At 38.4% G+C, this 22,153-nt stretch carries 12 protein-coding genes and 1 pseudogene; 9 read left to right on the top strand and 4 right to left on the bottom strand.

The genetic code is table 11. The features are described 5' to 3' along the window. Position 1 precedes the first annotated feature (1 nt). The 3 genes from BTN98_RS05485 to BTN98_RS05475 form a co-directional block, all read right to left on the bottom strand. Positions 2–2,629: an MlaD family protein gene (locus BTN98_RS05485; RefSeq protein ID WP_060998100.1), complete on the bottom strand. Its 2,628-nt coding sequence runs from the start codon at positions 2,627–2,629 to the stop codon at positions 2–4. Further along, positions 2,610–3,806 carry a paraquat-inducible protein A gene (locus tag BTN98_RS05480; RefSeq protein ID WP_060998099.1) on the bottom strand — a complete coding sequence of 399 codons (1,197 nt, stop codon included), beginning with the start codon at positions 3,804–3,806 and terminating at the stop codon, positions 2,610–2,612. Before BTN98_RS05480 ends, BTN98_RS05485 begins: the two co-directional genes overlap by 20 nt. A 118-nt stretch (positions 3,807–3,924) precedes the next feature. Continuing rightward, positions 3,925–5,757: an ABC transporter ATP-binding protein gene (locus BTN98_RS05475; protein ID WP_060998098.1), complete on the bottom strand. Its 1,833-nt coding sequence runs from the start codon at positions 5,755–5,757 to the stop codon at positions 3,925–3,927. 86 nt (positions 5,758–5,843) lie between these two features. Between BTN98_RS05475 and BTN98_RS05470 the strand changes: the two genes are divergently transcribed. The 4 genes from BTN98_RS05470 (at position 5,844) to BTN98_RS05455 (ending at position 9,966) form a co-directional block, all read left to right on the top strand. Then, positions 5,844–6,302 carry a GAF domain-containing protein gene (locus BTN98_RS05470; RefSeq protein WP_060998097.1) on the top strand — a complete coding sequence of 153 codons (459 nt, stop codon included), beginning with the start codon at positions 5,844–5,846 and terminating at the stop codon, positions 6,300–6,302. A gap of 109 nt (positions 6,303–6,411) precedes the next feature. Beyond that, positions 6,412–7,044, top strand: a complete 633-nt coding sequence (gene proQ, locus BTN98_RS05465; RefSeq protein ID WP_060998096.1) for an RNA chaperone ProQ — start codon at positions 6,412–6,414, stop codon at positions 7,042–7,044. A gap of 17 nt (positions 7,045–7,061) precedes the next feature. Next, positions 7,062–9,065 carry a carboxy terminal-processing peptidase gene (gene prc, locus BTN98_RS05460; RefSeq protein WP_060998095.1) on the top strand — a complete coding sequence of 668 codons (2,004 nt, stop codon included), beginning with the start codon at positions 7,062–7,064 and terminating at the stop codon, positions 9,063–9,065. A gap of 235 nt (positions 9,066–9,300) precedes the next feature. Continuing rightward, positions 9,301–9,966: a lipocalin family protein gene (locus BTN98_RS05455; protein WP_060998094.1), complete on the top strand. Its 666-nt coding sequence runs from the start codon at positions 9,301–9,303 to the stop codon at positions 9,964–9,966. A 121-nt stretch (positions 9,967–10,087) separates the two neighbouring features. Here the strand turns inward: BTN98_RS05455 and pncB are convergent, their stop codons facing one another. Further along, on the bottom strand, positions 10,088–11,287 hold the full coding sequence (pncB, locus tag BTN98_RS05450) for a nicotinate phosphoribosyltransferase (protein ID WP_060998093.1): 1,200 nt from the start codon (positions 11,285–11,287) through the stop codon (positions 10,088–10,090). A gap of 379 nt (positions 11,288–11,666) precedes the next feature. Between pncB and pepN the strand changes: the two genes are divergently transcribed. The 5 genes and pseudogenes from pepN to BTN98_RS05425 all read left to right on the top strand — a co-directional run bounded on the left by pepN (position 11,667) and on the right by BTN98_RS05425 (position 21,616). Continuing rightward, entirely contained in the window at positions 11,667–14,297 is a 2,631-nt protein-coding gene (pepN, locus tag BTN98_RS05445; protein ID WP_060998092.1) for an aminopeptidase N, read from the top strand. 157 nt (positions 14,298–14,454) lie between these two features. Further along, positions 14,455–14,673, top strand: a complete 219-nt coding sequence (locus BTN98_RS05440) for a DUF2835 domain-containing protein (RefSeq protein WP_060998091.1) — start codon at positions 14,455–14,457, stop codon at positions 14,671–14,673. Between the two features lie 83 nt (positions 14,674–14,756). Then, a pseudogene (locus BTN98_RS05435) lies at positions 14,757–19,576 on the top strand (NAD-glutamate dehydrogenase). Between the two features lie 277 nt (positions 19,577–19,853). Continuing rightward, positions 19,854–20,864: a quinone-dependent dihydroorotate dehydrogenase gene (pyrD, locus tag BTN98_RS05430; RefSeq protein WP_060998089.1), complete on the top strand. Its 1,011-nt coding sequence runs from the start codon at positions 19,854–19,856 to the stop codon at positions 20,862–20,864. 209 nt (positions 20,865–21,073) lie between these two features. Beyond that, positions 21,074–21,616 (top strand): cell division protein ZapC domain-containing protein, encoded by a 543-nt coding sequence (locus BTN98_RS05425; protein ID WP_060998088.1) that lies wholly within the window; start codon positions 21,074–21,076, stop codon positions 21,614–21,616. Positions 21,617–22,153 lie beyond the last annotated feature (537 nt).

Genomic DNA, 22,153 nt, shown 5'->3' with positions numbered 1-22,153 from the left:
ATTATTTGATGGGAATTGCTGTACGCCAAGTTAACCATTTAGGATTGACTTCTTTATTAAGTAAGAAGTGTTTGCCATGTTTCGCTTGTGGCGCGAGTGGATGTGTGGCCGGTGTTGCAAATGAAATACCACCACGGAGTAAACTATCAAAAGTTCCCGCTTTAACTTTTGCACCCGTAAGGCCGACATCAACGTTTAATCCTGATGCATTCCAGAACACACTATTAGTGCGTATAAGATGGCGATACTTTTGCTCAATCTGTACGGTAATTAATACGCGATCAGCTAATGCACCTAAAGCAACGTTAATCACTTGGCCAACTTGAATATTACGATAAAGCAAAGGCGTACCTTCACTAACAGAGCCACGATCTTCACTTTCTAAAACAAAGGTTTTACCAGCATCAAATAATTCCGCAGAGCCTAACTTGAAATTGTGAGAGGTTAAGCCTTTTCCTGGTTGTACTGCAATGTATGAGCTTAGGAGTGAATCTAAGTTTTCGCTGCCACTTAAACTAATCTTAGGTTTTACTACCCAGAAATAGCTATCTTTACGAGCAATTATATCGGCATATTGTGGGAATAAGCGTGCTTTTACAGTGACGTTATTACGTTCAAAGTTAGGTTGAATATTATCAACTTTACCAATCACTACCCCTTGATATTTAATCGCCGTCGATTTTGAAATAGAACGAGCATCATCGGCAGTTAGAGTGATCATGACGCCAAAATGTTGAGCATCACTTAAACTTGAGTAAAGTTTATAGTCACGGCCTGAACGGTTTGCCACACCTTTAATAGAGTCAAATGCAATGCCGCCTTTAAGTAAGGTTGAGAGTGGAGCCGCTTTAATTTTAACGCCATTAAGTCCAGCTTCTACTTCAACCCCTGAACGGTTCCAAAAAACAGTGTTGCTGTTTATTAAATGACGGTATTTCTTCTGTATATTCAGTTTTATCTCAACCCCTGATGTTTTAAGGGCAAAACTGGTGATCTCACCAACCTGAAGATTACGATAAAGCACCGGACTGCCTTCAGATATAGCAGGCAAGTTATCAGCGACAAGCGTAATAGAGGTAAAGCCTTTTAATTTTTCATCGGCAAGCTTAGCGAGGTGTCTATTTTTAAACAGTGAATAACTCTTTTTGATCCCTTGTTTACCACTCGATGTAAAGCTAATGGCGCTGCTTATCAATTGATCTGCCGCAGGAATAGAAACATCAACACCGTTATTACTAATATTGGCTTCAATACCACCGTCAATAAAGAAACGGCTATGAGAGCGAATTAAGTGGGTATATTGTGGTTGAATTAATGCATCTAATCGTACGCGGTCACCATCAAGTTTCACGCTAGTGATATGGCCAACATCAATCCCACGATAACGTAATTTAGTGCCTGCTTTTAAGCCGAAGCTTTTATTGGCATATAGCGAGAAAACAGCCACACCAGGTTGTTGCTCTTCAAGCGTGTTTTGGGTGATAGCTGTAAAATGACGCGTTGTTTTACCTTCACCAGGAATTAAACGAAGGTAATTACCGCGCACAAGGTTGCCAATATTTTTGACTCCTGTCAGTGAAACTTGCGCTTCTTCAAGTAATAACCGTGAGCCATTATTAAGCAGATCACTCATGCTGGGTTCGATAGCGGCGTGAGCAATAATTTTATTGGTTTTTTCATCTAGTTTTAAATCTGAAATTTTACCAATTTGAAGGCCACGATACATAATTGGCGCCCCTGAATTGCTGACGTTATTATCATCCGGAAGAGTGATGGTTATAGCGATACCACGACCTGCAGTATTAATATCTGGATAGAGGTTAAATAAATGTCCTTCATCAATAGGTTTACCCGCATCAGGAGAGTCAAATGCAATTGCACCAGCAATCAATGCTGATAAGCTTTCAAATTGGACATCAACACCATTAAAACCAATATTGGCATTTACACCACTTACATTCCAAAAACGGCTTTTATTGGTCACTAGATTGGCATAATGCGGTTTGATCAGCGCATCAATCAGCACTTCTTTCTTATTAGCACTAAGGGTGTAGTTATAAATTTCACCGACAGGGATCTTTTTATAAAAAATTTGTGAGCCAATACTGAGAGAGCCTAGGTTCGGCGCTTTTAATTGTAGGGTTAAACCATTATTTGTAGGCATGTTTGCCGGTTGGTTTTCTAGTGCGGTAAATTTTGTTGCTTCTTCACCTAGCCCTGGTTGAAGGGCAATGTAATTACCTGAAACTAGGGCATCTAAACCAGAGATACCAGTAATAGAAGCCTTAGGTTTTACTAACCAAAATTGAGTATGTGTACGAAGTGTTTTTACGGCTTCTGGGTAGATATCTGCAGATACATAGATGCTTTTAAGATCTTTTGATAACGTTACATCACGAACAATACCTACCTCTAATCCTTGATAGCGAATAGTGGTACGCCCCGCGACTAAACCAACGGCATCGTTAAAGTGAATTTGAATACGTTCGCCGCCCTCATTAACGGCTTTATAAAGTAACCATCCCGCGACAATAATTGCTAATAATGGTAATAACCATAAAGGTGATAAGCCCCGATCACTGCGAATATTCACGCGTTGTGGCTGCTCGTTATTTGGTTCGTTGTTCATATTTGTCCCAGATTAGACGAGAATCTAAGCTCTCTGCTGCTAACATTGTTAAAATAACGACTACACCAAAAGCAATGGCACCAGGCCCTGGTGTAAAATCAAGAAGTTGCCCACGGTCGATTAAAGCGACCATAATCGCAATGACAAAAAGATCCATGACGGACCATTTTCCAATCCAATGTACGATACGGAAAATACGCATGCGTTGTAGACGTTGGCTATGCTGTTTAAATTGAATGCATAATAATATATATGCTAAACCAATGATTTTAGCGACGGGAACAACAATACTGGCAACAAAGATGATGATGGCAATACTGGTCATTCCTGTTTTTACTAAACCGGCAACACCGGAAAAGATAGTATCTTCAATGCGTTTACCGTTATTCATGAAGATAGAAATAGGATAAAGGTTCGCCGGCAATATAAAAATACTGGCGGTAATAAGATATGCCCATGTTTTCTGAAGTGATTTAGGGATTCGGTGATGTAATTGACTGCCACAACGGCGGCAATGTGGTAATGCTTCTTGGGTTAAGTGACAGCTATGACAGACAGTATCAAGTTTGTCACTGATATGTTCATTTTCGGGTTGCCAAGCATCCCAATAACGGCGAACACTGATTTTCGTTAACAGTACTGACAATAGAATTTGCATACTGATTAAGCAATATAATCCTACTCCAACATAAATGTCGGCGACTTCTTGCACTTTAAAACATGAAATAGCCAAACTAATTAAAAAGACTTCTAACATTGTCCATTGTTTTAAGTGAGACAGAATCCACAGTGATAGTTTAAATAACCGCAGTTTCCGAAAACGTAATGATAATTGTGCACTCAAAACAGCACAGATCAATAATAATGGCGCAATGGCACTACAAAAAAGAATTAAAATTGCAACGGCAGGGAAGGTTGGAGCGAGAGCAACAGTTCCAGAGGTTAATGTAGCAGGTATCATCTGGCCAATTAAACGAATGGTAACTAACGGCAGGCTAACCATTGGGATATAAAGAATAAGACAAGCAAGCGCAAGCGCTAATTCTGCATTAAAGCGCGCAATACCACCACGATACAGTCGAGTATGGCAACGTGGGCAATAGGCACTGTGTCCTTGTGTTGCAACTTCAGGCAACACAAGTAAATCGCAGCCTGGGCAGCGTCGAGCCTTCGACATGGTGCGTTTCTTCCTTTGATAGTAAGGTGTACAAAAGCGCTTATTGGGTTGCTAGTGACTCATTGTTTGTATAAAAACAATAACTAGCATCAATGAGCGCCGATTGATGCACACTATATTATTTTGTGTTGATGCTGGCTACTGCTTCGTGTGAAACGATACTATTCGTTGTCACATCAGCCGATTGAATTGAACCATAAAGCGTTTGATATAGCCCTTGGGTATTAACCAATTCAACATGGGTACCTGATTGACTGACTAAGCCATCTTCAAGTACATAAATAATATCAGCTTGTTTAACGGCAGATAAACGATGAGCAACAATCAAGGTAGTTTTATTTTTCAAAAACGTATTGAGTGCGTTATGCAAAGCGGCCTCAGTTGAGGTATCTAAAGCTGATGTCGCTTCGTCAAGAATAACAAATTCAGGATTAGACAGAATCATGCGTGCAATGGCTAATCGTTGTCGTTGTCCACCAGATAAACGAATGCCTTGACGGCCAATCTCAGTATTCAAACCGTGTGTTAAGCGTTCAGTGACATCTGCCAGTTGAGCAATATCTAACGCTCGCCATAACTCATCATCACTGAATGAACCACCAAGAGTTAAGTTATGACGTAACGTTTCATTAAACAGCACCGGTTGCTGTAATACGACTGCCATTTTCTCACGTAGTGCTTCATAACTAACTGCCTCAATAGGATGACCGTTTATTAAAATATCGCCACTGCTTTTTTGATAAATGCCAAGTAATAATTGAATTAAGGTTGATTTACCGCCACCAGACGCACCCACTAATGCCACGCGTTTACCTGCAGGAATGTTAAGGTTTAACCCGCAAAGTACTTCTTTGTCATTATCATAGGAGAAATGCAAGTTACGAATTTCAATCGCAATAGTTTGTTCATCATTAAAAGGGTTAACCGTTGCTGGTGGTCGTGTTTCTTCTTCAAGTGCTAATAGGCTATTAAGGCGTTGCATTGCAGCTGATGCACCATACCAAGCAAATTGAATACCTAATAATTCTTGAATTGGGCCTAACATAAACCATAAATAACTAAACACAGCTAACATTTCACCAATGGTTAAGTTACTAAATAACACCATTAACATTGCTGCTGCTCGAAAGATTTCAAAACCAATTAAGAATAATAGAAAGGAAACACGCCCAGCGGCTTCTGATTGCCATGCATATTTATCCGCACTATGGCGAATATCACTGGCATTGCCTTTTAATTGCTCTAAAAAATCACGCTCACGATTAGAAGCCCGTAATTGATAAAGGCCATCTAATACTTCAATTAAACGATGTTGAAATGTTTCGTAAGATTGGTTTTCTTTATGCTTTAGGTTTTTTACGCGGCTACCCATGAGCTTAGACGCATAGACAACAATAGGATTGATGATAAGAATAAAAAGCCCGAGTTTCCAATCAAGCCAAAGTAGAACACCCGCGGTACCTACAACCGTTAAGAGCCCGATAATAAACCGACTTAGCGTATCACCAACAAACTTATCAATGGTCTCGACATCTGTAATAAGATGAGAACTGATTCCACCACTGCCTCGTTCTTCATACTGCCGCATACTTATACGGCCAAGTTTATCGAGTAAGTGCTGACGTAAGTTATAGGTTATATCTTTTGATACTAATGTAAATTGTCGGCTTTGCAGTATATTCAGCGCTTGGCTAAAGGTGCGCATTAATACAACCAGAACAAGCACTAAAATAATGTAGCCTGTTGCATTGTGCCAAGCAAAAGGTAGAAGGGCGTTAAGATAAGTGATGCCTTCGCCTGGTTTATGTAATAGAACTTCATCAACCATTAGTGGCATCAAAAGTGGAATGGGTACACTGATCAAGGTCGCGATAACAGCAATAATGTTTGCAACAATTAATCTTGGTTTATGTGATTTTGCTTGTTGTAGTAACCAAGACCAATTAATCATAAGATGGTTCTTTTCTTTCACTGTGAGAATAATTCCTATTATCAGTGGTGTTCTTACTATTCTAACGGCTATATACGGAGTAAGCTATGGAAAATTCAACCGCTTTTTATCATCGTCTAACACAACAGGCATTGGCTCTTATTGAGGGTGAAACGGATCTTATCGCTAATATGTCTAATATTAGTGCGTTATTAAATATGGAGTTAGAACAAATTAATTGGGTTGGGTTTTATTTATTGAAACAAGACCAATTAGTCTTAGGTCCATTTCAAGGAAATCCTGCTTGTGTACGTATTCCTGTTGGACGCGGCGTTTGTGGTACAGCAATTTCTGAAAATAAAGTACAACGTATTTCCGATGTACATGCTTTCCCTGGACACATTGCATGTGATGCTGTAAGTAATTCTGAAATCGTTATTCCACTTATTGTTAAGGGAAAATTAATCGGAGTGCTGGATATTGATAGTCCAATTTTGTCAAGATTTGACCAAAATGATGAACAAGGTCTAGTTTCTTTCGTAGAAGCACTACAAAAAGTACTCTAATTTCATGCTTTCGGTGGTTTTTCCGCGTTAGGTAATTATAATAGCAGCACTATTTCTTTTTGAACAAAGCACAAATAACGAGCAATCCTCGTTTATGTCAGGAAACTCCATGGAAAACTCTGAAAAGTTAACGAACAGTAAAGAAGTTATTGCATACATCGCTGAGCGTTTCCCAAAATGTTTCACTGTTGAAGGTGAAGCGAAGCCACTTAAAATTGGTATCTTCCAAGACCTTGCAGAGCGTCTTAGCGAAGATCCAAAAGTAAGCAAGACTCAACTACGTACAGCTCTACGTCAATACACATCTTCTTGGCGTTACCTTCACGGTGTTAAAGCGGGTGTGAACCGTGTTGATCTAGATGGTAATGATTGTGATGTTCTAGAGCAAGAGCACGTAGATCATGCGCTTAAAGCTTTAGAAGAAAGCAAAGCTAAAGTACGCACTCGTCGTAAAGAGCAAGCAATTGCTAAAGCGGCTAAAGAAGGCGAAGCTAAAAAAACGCGAGCAAAAACAGTTAAATCTAGTAACACTAAGCCAAAAACAGCTACTATTAAAAAGAAGCCTGTAGAGACGACACGTGTACTGAATGCTGATGAAGTAATCGTAGGCAAAAATGTTCAAGTGAACATGGGTTCAGGTAACATGCCTGCGACTATTGTTGAAATTAACAAGGACGATGTGCGAGTTCGTTTAAATAACGGTCTAGTAATGGCTGTTAAAGCGGAGCACTTGCGTTCATAAAGGAGAATGCGCGACACATGAATTGTCGATTCCGTTTCTCACTGATAGCTGCTGGCATGATGCTAGCAGCTTCGGTTCAAGCCGCTGAGGCTAAGTATTCATTAAGTGATGTGCCGCATCTTGCTCCTGAAAAACAGCATGCAACCGCGAGCACAAGAGTGGCGTCGCGTTATACGCGTTCTCACTATAAGCATTTTGCACTTGATGATCAGTTTTCTGGACAAGTATTCAATCGTTATATTGAAATGCTTGATTATAATAAAAGCTTTCTTGATGCAACAGATGTTGAACAATTTGGTAAATGGAAAAACCAGTTAGATGATCAACTGAAATCAGGGAATACATCTGCTGCGTTTGATATTTTTAATAAAGTCCTTCAGCGTCGTTTTGAACGGTATCAATTTGCGTTAACTCAGCTTGATACTGAAATCAAATTCGATAATAAAGATGACTTTGTTATTGATCGTTCAGAGCTTGAATGGCCTAAAAACGACACTGAATTGAATGAGATTTGGCGACAACGGGTTAAATACGATGCGTTAAATCTTAAACTTGCCGGTAAAAAATGGCCTGAGATTCAAAAGACGTTAACTAAGCGTTATAACAATGCGATTAAGCGTTTAACACAAACACACAGTGAAGATGTATTTCAGTTATATATGAATGCTTTTTCGCGTGAGGTCGATCCACATACAAGTTATTTATCGCCACGTAATGCTGAACAATTTCAGGCAGAGATGAATCTGTCATTAGAAGGAATTGGTGCGGTATTGCAGGTTGAAGACGACTATACCAAAATTCGCTCTTTAGTTGCTGGTGGACCAGCAGCTAGTTCGAAAAAAATTGCAGCAGGTGATCGCATTATTGGCGTAGGTCAAGAAGGCAAGAAAGTTGTTGATGTTATTGGTTGGCGTCTTGATGATGTTGTGCAGTTAATCAAAGGCCCGAAGGGCAGTAAGGTTATTCTGGACATATTACCTGAAGGCAATAATGCGAAGAGTTACACCGTAACAATTGTACGAGATAAGATCCGTCTTGAAGATCGTGCAGCGAAATCGGAAGTGAAAACTGTCGATGGTAAAAAAATCGGTGTGATTGAAATTCCAAGCTTTTATGTTGGATTATCACAAGATACCAAAAAAGAACTGGTCAAATTAAATGATCAGAAGGTTGATGGTATTGTGATCGACTTACGTAATAATGGTGGTGGTGCTTTAACAGAAGCAACGGCATTAACGGGTTTATTTATTTCAAGTGGACCGGTTGTGCAAGTGCGTGATAGTTATGGCCGAATTAAAGTTAATGGTGATTCAGACGATCAAATTTCTTTTGATGGACCATTGACTGTATTAGTTAACCGCTACAGTGCATCTGCTTCAGAAATTTTTGCAGCAGCAATGCAAGATTACGGACGTGCCATTGTTTTAGGTGAGCAATCTTTTGGTAAAGGTACGGTGCAACAACACCGTTCATTAAATCATCTCTATGATTTATTTGATAAACCATTAGGTCATGTTCAATATACTATCCAAAAATTCTATCGTATTAATGGTGGAAGTACCCAAAACCTGGGTGTTGTTCCTGATATTTCTTTCCCTTCAGCAATTGATCCTGCTGAGACTGGAGAAAGTGTTGAAGATAATGCATTGCCTTGGGATAGTATTAAACCTGCAGGTTATCAGAAATTACATGATTACAGCTCGCTTGTACCGATACTAGCAGCAGAGCACCAAACCCGTATTAAAAATAATATGGAATTTGGTTTTATCAATGAAGATATCATTACCTATAAAAAGGAAAAAGATATCAATACTATTTCATTGAATGAAAAGACACGCATAGCAGAACAAGATAAAGACGACGCTGATCGTTTAGCCCGCTTAAATAAACGTCAAAAAGCATTAGGTGAAAAACCTTTTTCTGATTTGGATGCGGTGCCAAAAGATTATGAAGCACCTGATGTTTATCTTGATGAAGCTGTTGCGATAACTGCTGATTTTAGTAATCAAAAACAATCGTAATAATGATACGGAATGACATTATTTTGTTGATGTCTCTTTTATTAAAGCGCTCTTAGGAGCGCTTTTTTTGTCTGTTGTTTTTTATATCTTAATATTGAGAATTTTTAAATTACAAAGTGTGATATAACGCATATTTTTCATCGAGAATTAGGTTTCCCGACTAGTTTTAAGTATAAGACCTCTGATGTTTGAGAGGGAATACAAAAGCTAAAGTACTCAGTAAGGGGAACTGCATATGATGAAAACATTTGGGTTTTTTTGGATATTTATCTTGAGCTTGTTTAGTGTTAACTCTATTGCTGATGATATTACTGAGTTTGATTATCCCTTTCTATTAGGTAATTGGTATTGGTTTAGTAATCAACAAGACGGTATTGAAAGTGAAGGAGAAAAATATCGAGCAATGCATGTGATGTTTAAATCTGATTATCAATTTGCAATGCGTCTATTACGAGTCGATGGCAAAGTTGAACAATGGGCGGGTAATTATGATATCGATGATACCAACATTACTTTTATTTCCCCAAATGAAGATGAACAAATGCATAGCTATTTGCTTAACTATAATCGCTTTGTACTTGATGGCGCTCACTTCACCAAATTAGCACCGGAACATTTAGCTGGAAATTGGCGAACTAAAAAGATCTCAGGGCAAGATGTCGCTGATAATATTGCAGAATTTGCATTATCTTTACGTCCTGACTTTTTATTCTCAGCAGAGATCTCAAATCAAGCTGGTAAAACGAAAGAGCATCGTGGTGTCTATTATTTAGAAGATGATCAAATTGTTCTGCTTTATGAGGATGGTCAGCAAGATAATCAATTTGTATTAAATGGCAATAACACTTTAACGTTGAGTAATGAACATTTTGGAATGGAAGCTGTATTACGTCGAGAGTAATATCACTATCAACGGTAATTATTTGAGTAAAAAAACAAATTGGTTTTAAGAATAATAAAAAAGCGAAACAATTAAATTGTTCGCTTTTTTGGGAATAAACTATTAGTTATCTACTAAGTCATTATTCGTTAACGAGTTGAAAAGCTGTACGTAATTGATCAAGATAGTCTTCATCTCGACAAATACTCTTGCCTGGCTCATCTGAAATTTTGGCTACTGGTCGGCCTTCACATTCTGTTAGTTTCAAAACGACATTCAGTGTTTTAACGCCAGGTAAGTCACAAGTTAGTTGTGTGCCAATACCAAAGCTAACATTGATATGATCATTAAAGTGTTTATAAATTACTAATGCTTTATCAAGTGTTAGGCTATCAGAAAATACTAACGATTTCGTTTTAGGATCAATACCTAACGATTTATAGTGCGCAATGGCTTTTTCACCCCAAGAAATAGGATCACCACTATCATGACGTAAGCCAATGAAACGCTCAGAAAGACGCTGATCGAAATCGCGTAAAAAGGCATCCATATTGATACAATCAGTGAGTGCAATACCTAAATCATGAGGGTACTCTTGCAACCAGCGATTAAGCGCTAATTGTTGAGAGTCAGCTAATTCACCCGACAGTTGTTGATGCGCTTGAAACCATTCATGAGCTTGAGTACCAACAGGGGTTAGACCACGAGTATAAGCAAGGTAATAGTTTGATGTGCCTTTAAATTCAGGCATGTTATCTTTCAAGTAATCAACAACGTGGTGGTGAACATCTTTTGAAAAACGACGACGCGTACCAAAGTCTACTAATGCAAATTGGCTTAAATCACATTTTTTAGCGTCATGATAGAAGCGATCAATTTTTGATTTTAACTGCTCAATAGCCATCGCTGTAGTAGCTTGCGGATAAAGATGTTGACAGCGAATTTCACAGATAATGGCAAGCAATGGTACTTCCCATAAAATCACATCAAGCCATGTACCACGAATAGTGATCGCTAATTGGTCACCTGATGTATCAATATCTACATCAGTAGCATTAAGTTTGAAATCTTTTAGAAACGCAAGGTAATCGGCATGAAAAAAAGTCAGAGTCGATAAGAAGTCGAGTTCACCTTGAGTGAAAGATAAGGTCGCAATATGATCAATTTGTGCTTTAATTTCTGCAGCGTAAGGGCGTAGATCTTCATCACTTCGGCAATGGAACTCTGCCACAGCTTCAACGCCTGGATATTGATGAAATACTGCTTGTTGCATATGAAGCTTATAAGCATCAGTATCAAGCAGGGAGTCGATAACCCCATTATTGTGTCTGTTATTATTCATATCTGGTAGTAGATACTCAAATTGATAAATTTAAAGAAATTATTTTTATAATTATAGGATCTTTAAATTCAATGTCTTGGACATGATTTATAAAGCTTAGTAAGTAAATAACTAAACTATTTAACTGGTGTGGGATTGTGACCTATGAGGTGAACTACGTCAAGGAATATCAAGTTTAGCCATTGTGACTGTTGCATTAATCATCTCAACGTGTATTGCTATATTAATACGTAAACGTTTTCGTTGGCGATTAGCTATATTGCCTATAAATTTATGCTTGAAAAGTGTTATTGGTGACACAATATTATTATACAACAGTCAACATTAATCGGTAGCTCGTGCATGCTGCATTAGAGCAATCATAAAGGATATAAAAATAATGACAGAACATTCTACTGTGACTCAACCAGCAGCAAAATATCGTTCAGACTATCGCTCGCCTGATTACACCATTACGGATATCGATCTGACATTTGACCTTCATGATACCAAAACAACGATTGTTGCTATAAGTCATGTGGTACGACTAAGTGAGCAGGAAAATGCTGAGTTAGTACTAGATGGTGACGATTTAACATTGATCAGCGTGACTGTGGATGGTCAAGCTTGGCAAGATTACCACCAGCAGTCAGGACATTTGACGTTAACAAATCTTCCTGCTGATTTTGAATTAGCGATTACGACAGAAATTAATCCTGAAGCAAATACACTACTTGAAGGTTTATATAAGTCTGGTGGTGGTTTCTGTACGCAGTGTGAAGCAGAAGGTTTCCGTCGTATTACGTTTTATTTAGATCGTCCTGATGTATTAGCGCGCTTCACGACTAAAATTATTGCAGACAAAACCGCTTTTCCTTACATGCTAAGTAATGGTAACCGTATTGCGGAAGGCGAGCTTGATAATGGTCGTCATTGGGTTCAGTGGCAAGACCCATTCCCTAAACCATCTTACTTATTTGCACTAGTTGCGGGTGATTTTGATGTATTGCGTGACACATTCACTACTATGAGTGGGCGTGATGTTGCGTTAGAGATTTTTGTCGATAAAGGTAATCTAGATCGCGCTGACTATGCGATGGCATCACTTAAAAACTCAATGAAGTGGGACGAAGAACGTTTCGGCCTTGAATACGATCTTGATATCTACATGATTGTGGCGGTTGATTTCTTTAATATGGGTGCAATGGAGAATAAAGGTCTTAATGTCTTTAACTCTAAATTTGTATTAGCCAACCCAAACACTGCTACAGATACTGATTATCAAGGTATTGAAGCGGTGATTGGCCATGAATATTTCCATAATTGGACCGGTAACCGTGTTACTTGTCGTGATTGGTTCCAACTAAGCTTAAAAGAAGGCCTAACGGTTTTCCGTGATCAAGAGTTTTCTTCTGACTTAGGCTCTCGACCTGTTAACCGTATTGCCAATGTACGTATTGTTCGTGGCCCACAATTTGCAGAAGATCGCGGCCCGATGTCTCACCCAATTCGCCCAGAAAAAGTAATTCAGATGAATAACTTCTACACTTTAACTGTGTATGAAAAGGGCAGTGAAGTCATTCGTATGTTGCATACTTTATTAGGTGAAGCAAACTTCCAAGCGGGCATGAAACTGTATTTTGATCGCCATGACGGCACTGCAGCAACGTGTGATGATTTTGTACAAGCAATGGAAGATGCATCCGGGGTTGATTTGAGTCGTTTCCGTCGTTGGTACAGCCAAGCAGGTACACCGGTTGTTAGTGTTTCAACTGAGTATGATGCACTTGCAAAAAGTTACGCTGTCACTATTAAACAGCAAACACCTGCAACAGCAGAGCAAGTTGAAAAGCAGCCACTGCATATTCCTTTTGATATTGAATTATACAATAGCAAAGGTGAAGTGATTGCCTTACAAATTAATGGCGAAGCAGTGCATAACGTATTGGATGTCAAAGAAGCTGAGCAAACATTTGTATTTGATAATGTTACAGAACAACCTGTGATTTCGATGTTACGTGAGTTCTCAGCACCAGTGATCTTAGAATATGATTATACTGATGACGAGTTGATTTTCTTAATGGTTAACGCGTCAAATGAATTTGCTCGTTGGGATGCAGGACAAATGTTATTGGCGAAATACATTCGTCAAAATGTAGCCCAAGTACAACAAGGTCAAAGTGTTACTTTACCTGATGCTGTTATTGATGCATTCCGTGGCGCATTATTGGATGAAAATCTTGATCCTGCGTTCATTGCCGAAATGCTAACGCTTCCAAGTGAGAATGAAATAGCGGGTTGGTACACAACTGTTGATGTTGATGCTATTAACCACGTTGTGGGTGCATTTACACAATTACTTGCTTCTGAAATGGAAGATGAGTTTAGTGCTATTTATCACAGCTTAACGCAAGAGTGTTATAGCCTTGATCATGCGGCAATGGCAAAGCGTGCTCTACGAAATAAGTGTTTGTCATACTTAGCATATACAGCACAAGGTAATGCATTAGTTGCCGCACAATATAAAGCGGCTGACAACATGACAGATACTATGGCAGCAATGTCAGCAGCCAACAATGCTCAATTAGATTGCCGTGCAGAGCAAATGGCTGATTTTAGTGATAAGTGGAGTCATGATGGCTTAGTGATGGATAAATGGTTTATGTTGCAAGGTACCAACCCTGCGGCTGACGCATTAGAAAATGTGCGTAATACTATGAATCATCCGACATTTAGTTTAAAAAACCCTAACCGTACTCGTAGCTTGGTCGCTGGCTTTAGTGCTAATAACCCAGTACATTTCCATGCTAAAGACGGCTCTGGTTATGCGTTTTTAACTGAGATACTAACGATTTTAAACACCAGCAATCCGCAAGTAGCGGCACGTTTGATTGAGCCACTACTGAAACTTCGTCAATACGATGCAAGCCGTCAACAGTTAATGCGTAAGCAGCTTGAAAAACTTGCTGCTATGGATAACTTAGCGAAAGATTTGTTTGAGAAAGTTCAAAAAGCACTTGATCAAAAGTAATCGATTAATGATTTAACGTTATCGCTATATAGAGGTAAGCAAAAGCTAGAGGTAAGCAAAAGCCAGTGACTTAATTAGTGACTGGCTTTTATTTTATGTTATTGTTTTACATATTTTTAATTGTCATGTTAAACATTTATAGGTAGGTTAATTAGCGATGCGCAGTTTTACGTTTAACGTTAATATTAGCTACAATCTCTTTTTACAGCACTATTCTGGTGCGGCGAGTAGTGTGGTGGTATTAACCGATGGAGGCTTAAAGCTTCAACTGCCAGCCGTAAGGTTACGTGGTTTTCTCTCTCATGCCGGTGTGGTAGGAAAGTTTCGTATATACGTAAATAACGATAACAAATTTGAGACAATTGAACGTATTTAGAATAATTCCAGCTTAAAATGTCACACCACCAGCATCAAACTCTATACTTATTAGTATAATTATAAGGATGTTGGAGCGTATGTATGACTGCACCCGACAATATCGTCCCCGTTTTACTTGAAAAAGTATATGACTTAATTTCAACTAAAGTACCCCTCCCTCAAAATGCGTTAGTGATGACGCTTGCTAAGCAACTATTAGGTCAACTTGCTGATGACGATCTGTTACAGCGCAATGAATCTGACCTCTATGGTGCGATTTTAAGTTTATGGCAACATCTTGCCATGAATAAACCTGAACATATCTCTGTTAGAGTTTATAACCCCAGTGTGAGTCGCCATGGCTGGAAATCAACCCATACAGTGGTTGAGATAGTAACGCCTGATCAGCCATTTTTAGTTGATTCAGTACGTATGGTATTAGACCGACTCGGTATAACCAGTCATTTGATGCTTAATGGCCCGTATCGGTTTCAGCGTGATAATGATGGAAAGATTGTCAAAGCGTGTAGCGACAAGGGTGAACAGCAAACATTATTTCATATTGAAGTCGATCGTTTACCTACTAATGCTGAAATCGCGCAGTTAAAACGTGAGTTAACCTGTTTATTAAAAGATATTACGCTGGTGGTAAAAGATTGGCAGCCAATGCAACAGAAGTTATTACAAGTTGCCTCTGAATTACACCACCATGATTTACCGCTTTCTGAGGTGCATTGCCAAGAAGCACTTGAGTTTATTGACTGGCTAACCAAGCATAATTTCACCTTTATGGGCTACCATGCCTATGATCTTAATGTAATAGAAGCAGATTACGAACTGACTCCTGTTAAAAACACTGGCTTAGGATTATTAGCTAAAACCACATCAGCAGCCGCATTTCGATTATCTAGCTTACCTGAATCTGCCCGTATTGAGGCACAAAAACCCGAAGTACTTATTCTGACCAAAAGTAATGGCAAATCCCGCATTCATCGTCCTGCTTATATTGATTATGTGGGAATAAAACGTTTTGATAAGCAAGGTAATATTATTGGTGAGCATCGTTTTATTGGTTTATATGCATCAAGTGCTTACCATCAAACGGTGGATAATATTCCTCTTATTCGTAATCGTGTTAGTCGTATTTTGCAAGCCAGTGGCTATTCAAAAGGGTCATATTCATGGAAAGCGTTAAATAATATTCTCGAAACCTATCCCCGCGATGAGCTTATTCAAGCCAATGAAAATGAAATGTTGGCTGTTGGTATGGGTGTTGTAAGAATGCAAAATCGTGATTTATTGCGGTTATTTATACGACGTGATCCTTTTGGGCGTTTTTTTTCATGTATGGTCTACGTCAGTAAAGAGCGTTATAACACCGAGTTAAGACGAAAAACCCAACAAATATTAAAAGCGTATCTTGGGTCAGAGGAAGATGTTGAATTTACGACTTTTTTTTCTGAAAGCAGATTAGCACGTACGCATTATATTGTGCGGGTTGAAAATAATAATAGTGATATAGATGTTAAGGCGATTGAGCATAACCTTGTTGAGGTCGCATTATTGTGGGAGGACCGATTAACCCATGCGTTAGTGGCTAATCTTGGTGAGAGCAAAGGGATTGCGGTGGCAAAAAATTATATCAATGCCTTTCCTCGATCATATAAAGAACAGATGTTACCAGGTTACGCTGTTGCGGATGTGCTGCAATTAGAGCAATTAAGTGATAGCCATAAATTGGGAATGCTATTTTACCGTCCTCAAGAAGAAGCGACGGATTCTTGTGTTATTAAACTTAAACTTTTCCATCGAATGCAACCAATCTATCTTTCTGATGTAATGCCGATGCTTGAAAACTTAGGATTACGAGTTGTTGGTGAGTCACCATATCAAGTGACGACGGCAAATAATACGGTTTACTGGGTACTTGATTTTTCGATGTTACATAGTCGAAGTGGTGGGATTGATTTAACAGAAGCGAGAGATCGATTTCAAAATGCTTTGGCGTTGATTTGGGAAGGAAAATTAGAGAGTGATGGCTTTAATCGATTAGTGCTTAATGGTGGATTAACTGGACGTGAGGTGACAATCTTACGTTGTTATGCGCGTTATATGCGCCAAGTAGGATTTCCTTTTAGTCAGCAATATATAGAGGAGACGTTAACCAACCATAATGATATTGCATGCGATTTAATAAGGTTGTTTGAGTTACGCTTTAATACAAAATGCAATCATTCTAAGGTGAGTGAGCAACTGGCAGTCGAAAAATTGGAGCAAAAGCTAGATTTAGTCGAAAGCCTTGATAATGATCGTATTCTGCGGCGTTACATTGATATGATTCTAGCAACAGTGCGAACGAATTATTATCAGCAAGATAATCAACATCAACCAAAACATTGTTTAGCGATAAAACTGCGACCGACACATATTCCTGATATACCAGCGCCGATTCCGATGTTTGAAATATTTGTATATGCCCCAGATATTGAGGGAGTGCATTTACGGGCAGGTAAGATAGCCCGTGGCGGGTTACGTTGGTCTGATAGACAAGAAGACTTTAGAACCGAAATATTAGGTTTAGTGAAAGCTCAGCAAGTTAAAAATACCGTCATCGTTCCAGTGGGTGCGAAAGGTGGTTTTGTGTGTAAACGGCAGCTGAAATTAAAAACACGTCAAGACGTTATTGATGAAGGAATGCGTTGTTATAAACATTTTATAGAAGCCTTACTTGATGTTACCGATAATATTATTGATGGCAATGTGATAGCGCCTGTTGATGTGCGTTGCCATGATGATCATGATCCCTATCTGGTGGTTGCTGCCGATAAAGGGACTGCAACGTTCTCTGATTTAGCCAATTCTATTGCAGGTGATTATCAATTTTGGTTAGGTGATGCGTTTGCGTCGGGGGGATCACATGGTTATGACCATAAACAGATGGGGATCACTGCCAAAGGTGGATGGGAATCTGTTAAACGTCATTTTCGTGAATTAGGGATTGATTGCCAAGCAACGTCATTCTCTTGTATCGGTATTGGTGATATGAGTGGTGATGTGTTTGGTAATGGTATGTTACTTTCACCATATACGCGTTTAGTTGCCGCTTTTAATCATCAACATATTTTTATTGATCCAACCCCTGATGAACAGGTTAGTTATCAAGAAAGGCGGCGGTTGTTTGGACTGCCACGTTCGAGTTGGCAAGATTATAATTCAACACTCATTTCTGCTGGTGGCGGCATTTTTTCTCGGCGTAGCAAATCGATAAAACTCACGCCAGAAATAAAAAAAGACTGCAAACGAAAAAGCATAACTGTACCCCTAATGAATTGATTCAATTGATATTACAACTGGATGTTGATTTATTGTGGAATGGCGGTATCGGGACTTATATCAAAGCAGCGTCGGAATCAAATGCAGATGTTGGCGATCGTGCTAATGATGGAGTGCGCATTAATGGCCATCAACTAAAAGCAAAGATTATTGGTGAAGGTGGCAATTTAGGCTTAACCCAATTGGGGCGAATTGAATATGCAACAAAAGGTGGACGGGTTAATTGTGATTTTATCGATAATGTCGGGGGGGTTGATTGTTCTGATAATGAAGTAAACATTAAGATTTTGCTCAATAACCTCGTTGAAGAAGGTGATTTGACTTATAAGCAACGTAATGTGTTACTAGATCAAATGGAAGCGGATGTCAGTCAGCAAGTATTAGATGATGCTTATTTTCAAAGTGAGTCCATTTCAGTGACTCAATATCAACAAACAGCATTATTCAAAGAGCAAATTCGGTTTATTCACCATTTAGAACGGATAGGGAAGTTAGATCGTTGTCTGGAGTATTTACCTGATGATGAAACTTTGGTTGAAAGAGAAAAAGCAGCAATAGGCCTTACTCGACCAGAGTTATCAGTGCTGGTGGCATATGGAAAGATGATCCTTAAACAACAATTAGAAAATGATGATATTGCTAATGATGCTTTTCATCGCAATCAGTTAATAGCCTATTTCCCATCTGCATTACAAAAATATCAGCAACAGATGATCCACCATCCGTTAACCAAAGAAATTATAGCGACAGCTTTAGCAAATCAGATGTCCAATGAAATGGGCTGTAATTTTGTTACACGATTACAAGAGGAAACCGGATCTTCAGTTGTTGATATTGCATCAGCCTACGTTGTTGGTCGTGAAATCTTTCATTTTCCTGATTTATATATAGCTATTAGGCAATTAGATAATCAACTAACGACGGAGACCCAATATGATATGTTGTTTCAGTGTCGGCGAATGTTACGTCGAATAACACGGTGGTTGTTACGTAATCAGGACCGAAAGTTAACGATAGAGCAGCAGATTGGCTTTTATAAACCTTATGTTATTGAGCTACGAAATGACTTAGAACGTTACCTTGTCACTGATGAGGTGAAAGAACATCAACACCAAGCTCAGCAATTAATTAATGTCGGTGTACCTCAAACATTGGCTGACAATATTGTGCGTTTACCCAGTCTATATTGTGCGCTTGATATTGGCCAAATAGCCGATCAGCAGCAACAGACGGTAAGTCATATTGCTCAAGTGTACTTTTTGGTTGGGGTCGATTTATCACTCCATTGGTTTTTGAAACAAATAAATAATCAGCCAGTAGAAAATCATTGGCAAGCATTGGCAAGAGCATCATTTAGAGAAGAGCTCGATTGGCAGCAGCGACAACTAACGGTATCTGTTATTCAATATGTGGCAGCTCAACCACAAGATTGTGTAAGTCAATGGGTCGATGATCATCCTGTTGCTATTAAACGTTGGGAGAGTGTATTAACAGAATTTAAAATAGGAAAGGTACATGAATTTGCTAAATTTGCAGTTGCACTAAGAGAGTTGACCTTATTAAACCTTCACTCTCAGTCTCGTAGCTGAGCATAAATACGTATGGGGTGGTTGCTAAATAGTTAACACCTGTAACTGAAGTGTGTGTAATGTGTTGTGTTGTATGGTTTTTGATACACACCAACGAAAACGTTTGCTTTTTATGGCATTTATTTTAAATAAGGGCGATTTATAACTCATTGTAAATATTAACATAAATTATAAGTATCTGTTTTATTGATAATAATCAAATTAATAGGGATTGTATTTAGCACTATAACTGTGAATAATACCACCCCGTTTATACGGGATTTTTAATGGAGTTATAATGTTATATCGCATCGCACGATCCGCTATTTTCCAGTTGGATGCAGAAAAAGCACACGACCTCGCTATTCAAAACTTTTCTCGCTTTACTGGCACTCCACTTGATCTCTTCTATCGTCAACATGTTCCAGAACGTCCTGTTGAAGTGATGGGTATTAAGTTTAAAAATCCTGTCGGTTTGGCTGCTGGCCTTGATAAAAATGGCGAATGTATTGATGCATTTGGCGCGATGGGATTTGGTTTTGTTGAAGTTGGTACCGTAACCCCACGTCCTCAGTCAGGAAATGATAAGCCACGTTTATTTCGTTTAATTCCAGCAGAGGGTATTATCAACCGTTTTGGTTTTAATAACCTTGGAGTTGATAACCTAGTTGAGAACGTGAAAAAGTCTACGTATGACGGTGTTATTGGTATTAACATCGGTAAAAATAAAGATACGCCAATTGAAAAGGGCGCTGAAGACTATTTAATCTGTATGGAAAAAGTCTATCAGTATGCTGGTTATATTGCGGTGAATATTTCATCACCAAATACTCCGGGATTACGTTCATTACAATATGGTGAAGCTTTAGATGACTTATTAGCACAATTAAAGCAAAAACAAGCAGAGCTTGCCGAAAAGCATGGTAAATATGTTCCACTTGCACTTAAGATCGCCCCAGATCTTGATGATCAAGAAATTGTTCAAGTATGTGAATCACTCATTCGAAATAAGATTGATGGTGTTATTGGTACCAATACTACGCTAGATCGTACGATGGTTGAGGGTATGGATCATTGTGATGAGATGGGAGGCTTAAGTGGCCGTCCATTACAAAACAAGAGTACTGATGTTATTCGTAAAATGGCGATTGCTTTGAATGGCGCACTACCGATTATTGGTGTGGGCGGTATCGATTCAGCAATGGCTGCACGTGAAAAGATTCAAGCCGGTGCCCAATTAGTTCAAGTTTATACCGGATTTATTTATCATGGTCCTCGCTTAGTTAAAGACATTGTTAATGGTCTTTAATATACCTGTATGATGTAAAGTTCATTTTATTGATTAAGCCGAATTGATGATTATTTTCAATTCGGCTTTTTTACACATAAAAATCAAAAATCTCACAAAAATACAGATTTAACGTTAATGTATTTTCAAAAAATTCCTCTTTTAATTTGCCATCGGTGAAGTAAAATTTTGTCTACAATATAGACACATAGTAAGTTAGAGAGGATGTTATGTTAACACCTGATAATTCTTGGTATTGGCAATTTGATACTAAGACAAATACATTAATGCTAGAACTTGGTAGTGAATTATTGTTTTGTGTGTCTATACCAGCAAAGCAATTAACCGTCGAAGCAAGATCTATTTCAAATCAAATCTTCACAGTAGCAGATGTCGCGGCTTACCAAACGTTTAAAGAAGGCATGGTTGATTTACCATTATCAGAAGCACGGAAATCTGAACTAGCTTTAAATGCAGTTGCTGTATATAGGTTTCAAAAACCATTGATGCTAAAAAGTTGGTTTTTTGTACCACAAGTTGGTGTAGATCTCGATTGGGGTGAGGTGGTTATTTTAAAAACGACTGAAGATTATGCGCGGTTTATTATTATAGAAACTGACGGAAATTCAAGTCTCTGCATGTTAGCTGATGTTACTCCAATAAAACTTGATCATGATAAGGAGCTTAATTTTTCAGATACTATTCGAGTTATGAATAATCGCATCTCACCTTATTCAGGATCATTGCCTATGGATCTTGCGTTAGTAGGGTAGGGAGTTACTCTTATGTAGCTCCCTTATTTTGGTTGTTTTCTTAAGTCCATTAGTCTCATCATTTCATTTGTTACTCCTTCTTATATTTTATTGTTGTTCCTTACATCAAAGTAAAAATCCCCACTTAGTTAAGTCATCACACTTTTATATTCGTTACCGTTACGCATCTATTGGTGCTATCTATTTATGTCGGTGGTAGACCCGCCTTACGTAGCAGTTTTATCGTATTAATGTGTTCATTAAATAACGATCTACTACTAGATCTTGCTGGTGGTATTAGATCAAAGCAATGTGATCATGTTCTAAAAAATAGTCATCTTAGTATAAAAAATAACCGTAAATCTTGTGTGAATATGGTGAAAAATGAAGTTTTTGTTGCTGTTAATGTCAAATATAATCAAATAACTTCCTTATTTAATAACAATCGATAATTGACGAATTAAATTTGTCTGAACATATTCCATTTATTCCTTTTGTGTATTTTTGTTTTTATTTTTCTAATTAATTATTGTTTTTTTATTCTTGTTTTTGATAATT

The organism is Photobacterium aquimaris (assembly GCF_002954455.1).
GTDB lineage: Bacteria > Pseudomonadota > Gammaproteobacteria > Enterobacterales > Vibrionaceae > Photobacterium > Photobacterium aquimaris.
This window is presented reverse-complemented; position numbering and strand designations above follow the sequence as displayed.

Excerpts from the sequence above, each read along its gene's own strand:
- BTN98_RS05485 (WP_060998100.1), bottom strand. The coding sequence starts at position 2,629 with ATGAACAACGAACCAAATAACGAGCAGCCACAACGCGTGAATATTCGC.
- BTN98_RS05480 (WP_060998099.1), bottom strand. The coding sequence starts at position 3,806 with ATGTCGAAGGCTCGACGCTGCCCAGGCTGCGATTTACTTGTGTTGCCT.
- BTN98_RS05475 (WP_060998098.1), bottom strand. The coding sequence starts at position 5,757 with ATGATTAATTGGTCTTGGTTACTACAACAAGCAAAATCACATAAACCA.
- BTN98_RS05470 (WP_060998097.1), top strand. The coding sequence starts at position 5,844 with ATGGAAAATTCAACCGCTTTTTATCATCGTCTAACACAACAGGCATTG.
- proQ (WP_060998096.1), top strand. The coding sequence starts at position 6,412 with ATGGAAAACTCTGAAAAGTTAACGAACAGTAAAGAAGTTATTGCATAC.
- prc (WP_060998095.1), top strand. The coding sequence starts at position 7,062 with ATGAATTGTCGATTCCGTTTCTCACTGATAGCTGCTGGCATGATGCTA.
- BTN98_RS05455 (WP_060998094.1), top strand. The coding sequence starts at position 9,301 with ATGATGAAAACATTTGGGTTTTTTTGGATATTTATCTTGAGCTTGTTT.
- pncB (WP_060998093.1), bottom strand. The coding sequence starts at position 11,287 with ATGAATAATAACAGACACAATAATGGGGTTATCGACTCCCTGCTTGAT.
- pepN (WP_060998092.1), top strand. The coding sequence starts at position 11,667 with ATGACAGAACATTCTACTGTGACTCAACCAGCAGCAAAATATCGTTCA.
- BTN98_RS05440 (WP_060998091.1), top strand. The coding sequence starts at position 14,455 with ATGCGCAGTTTTACGTTTAACGTTAATATTAGCTACAATCTCTTTTTA.
- pyrD (WP_060998089.1), top strand. The coding sequence starts at position 19,854 with ATGTTATATCGCATCGCACGATCCGCTATTTTCCAGTTGGATGCAGAA.
- BTN98_RS05425 (WP_060998088.1), top strand. The coding sequence starts at position 21,074 with ATGTTAACACCTGATAATTCTTGGTATTGGCAATTTGATACTAAGACA.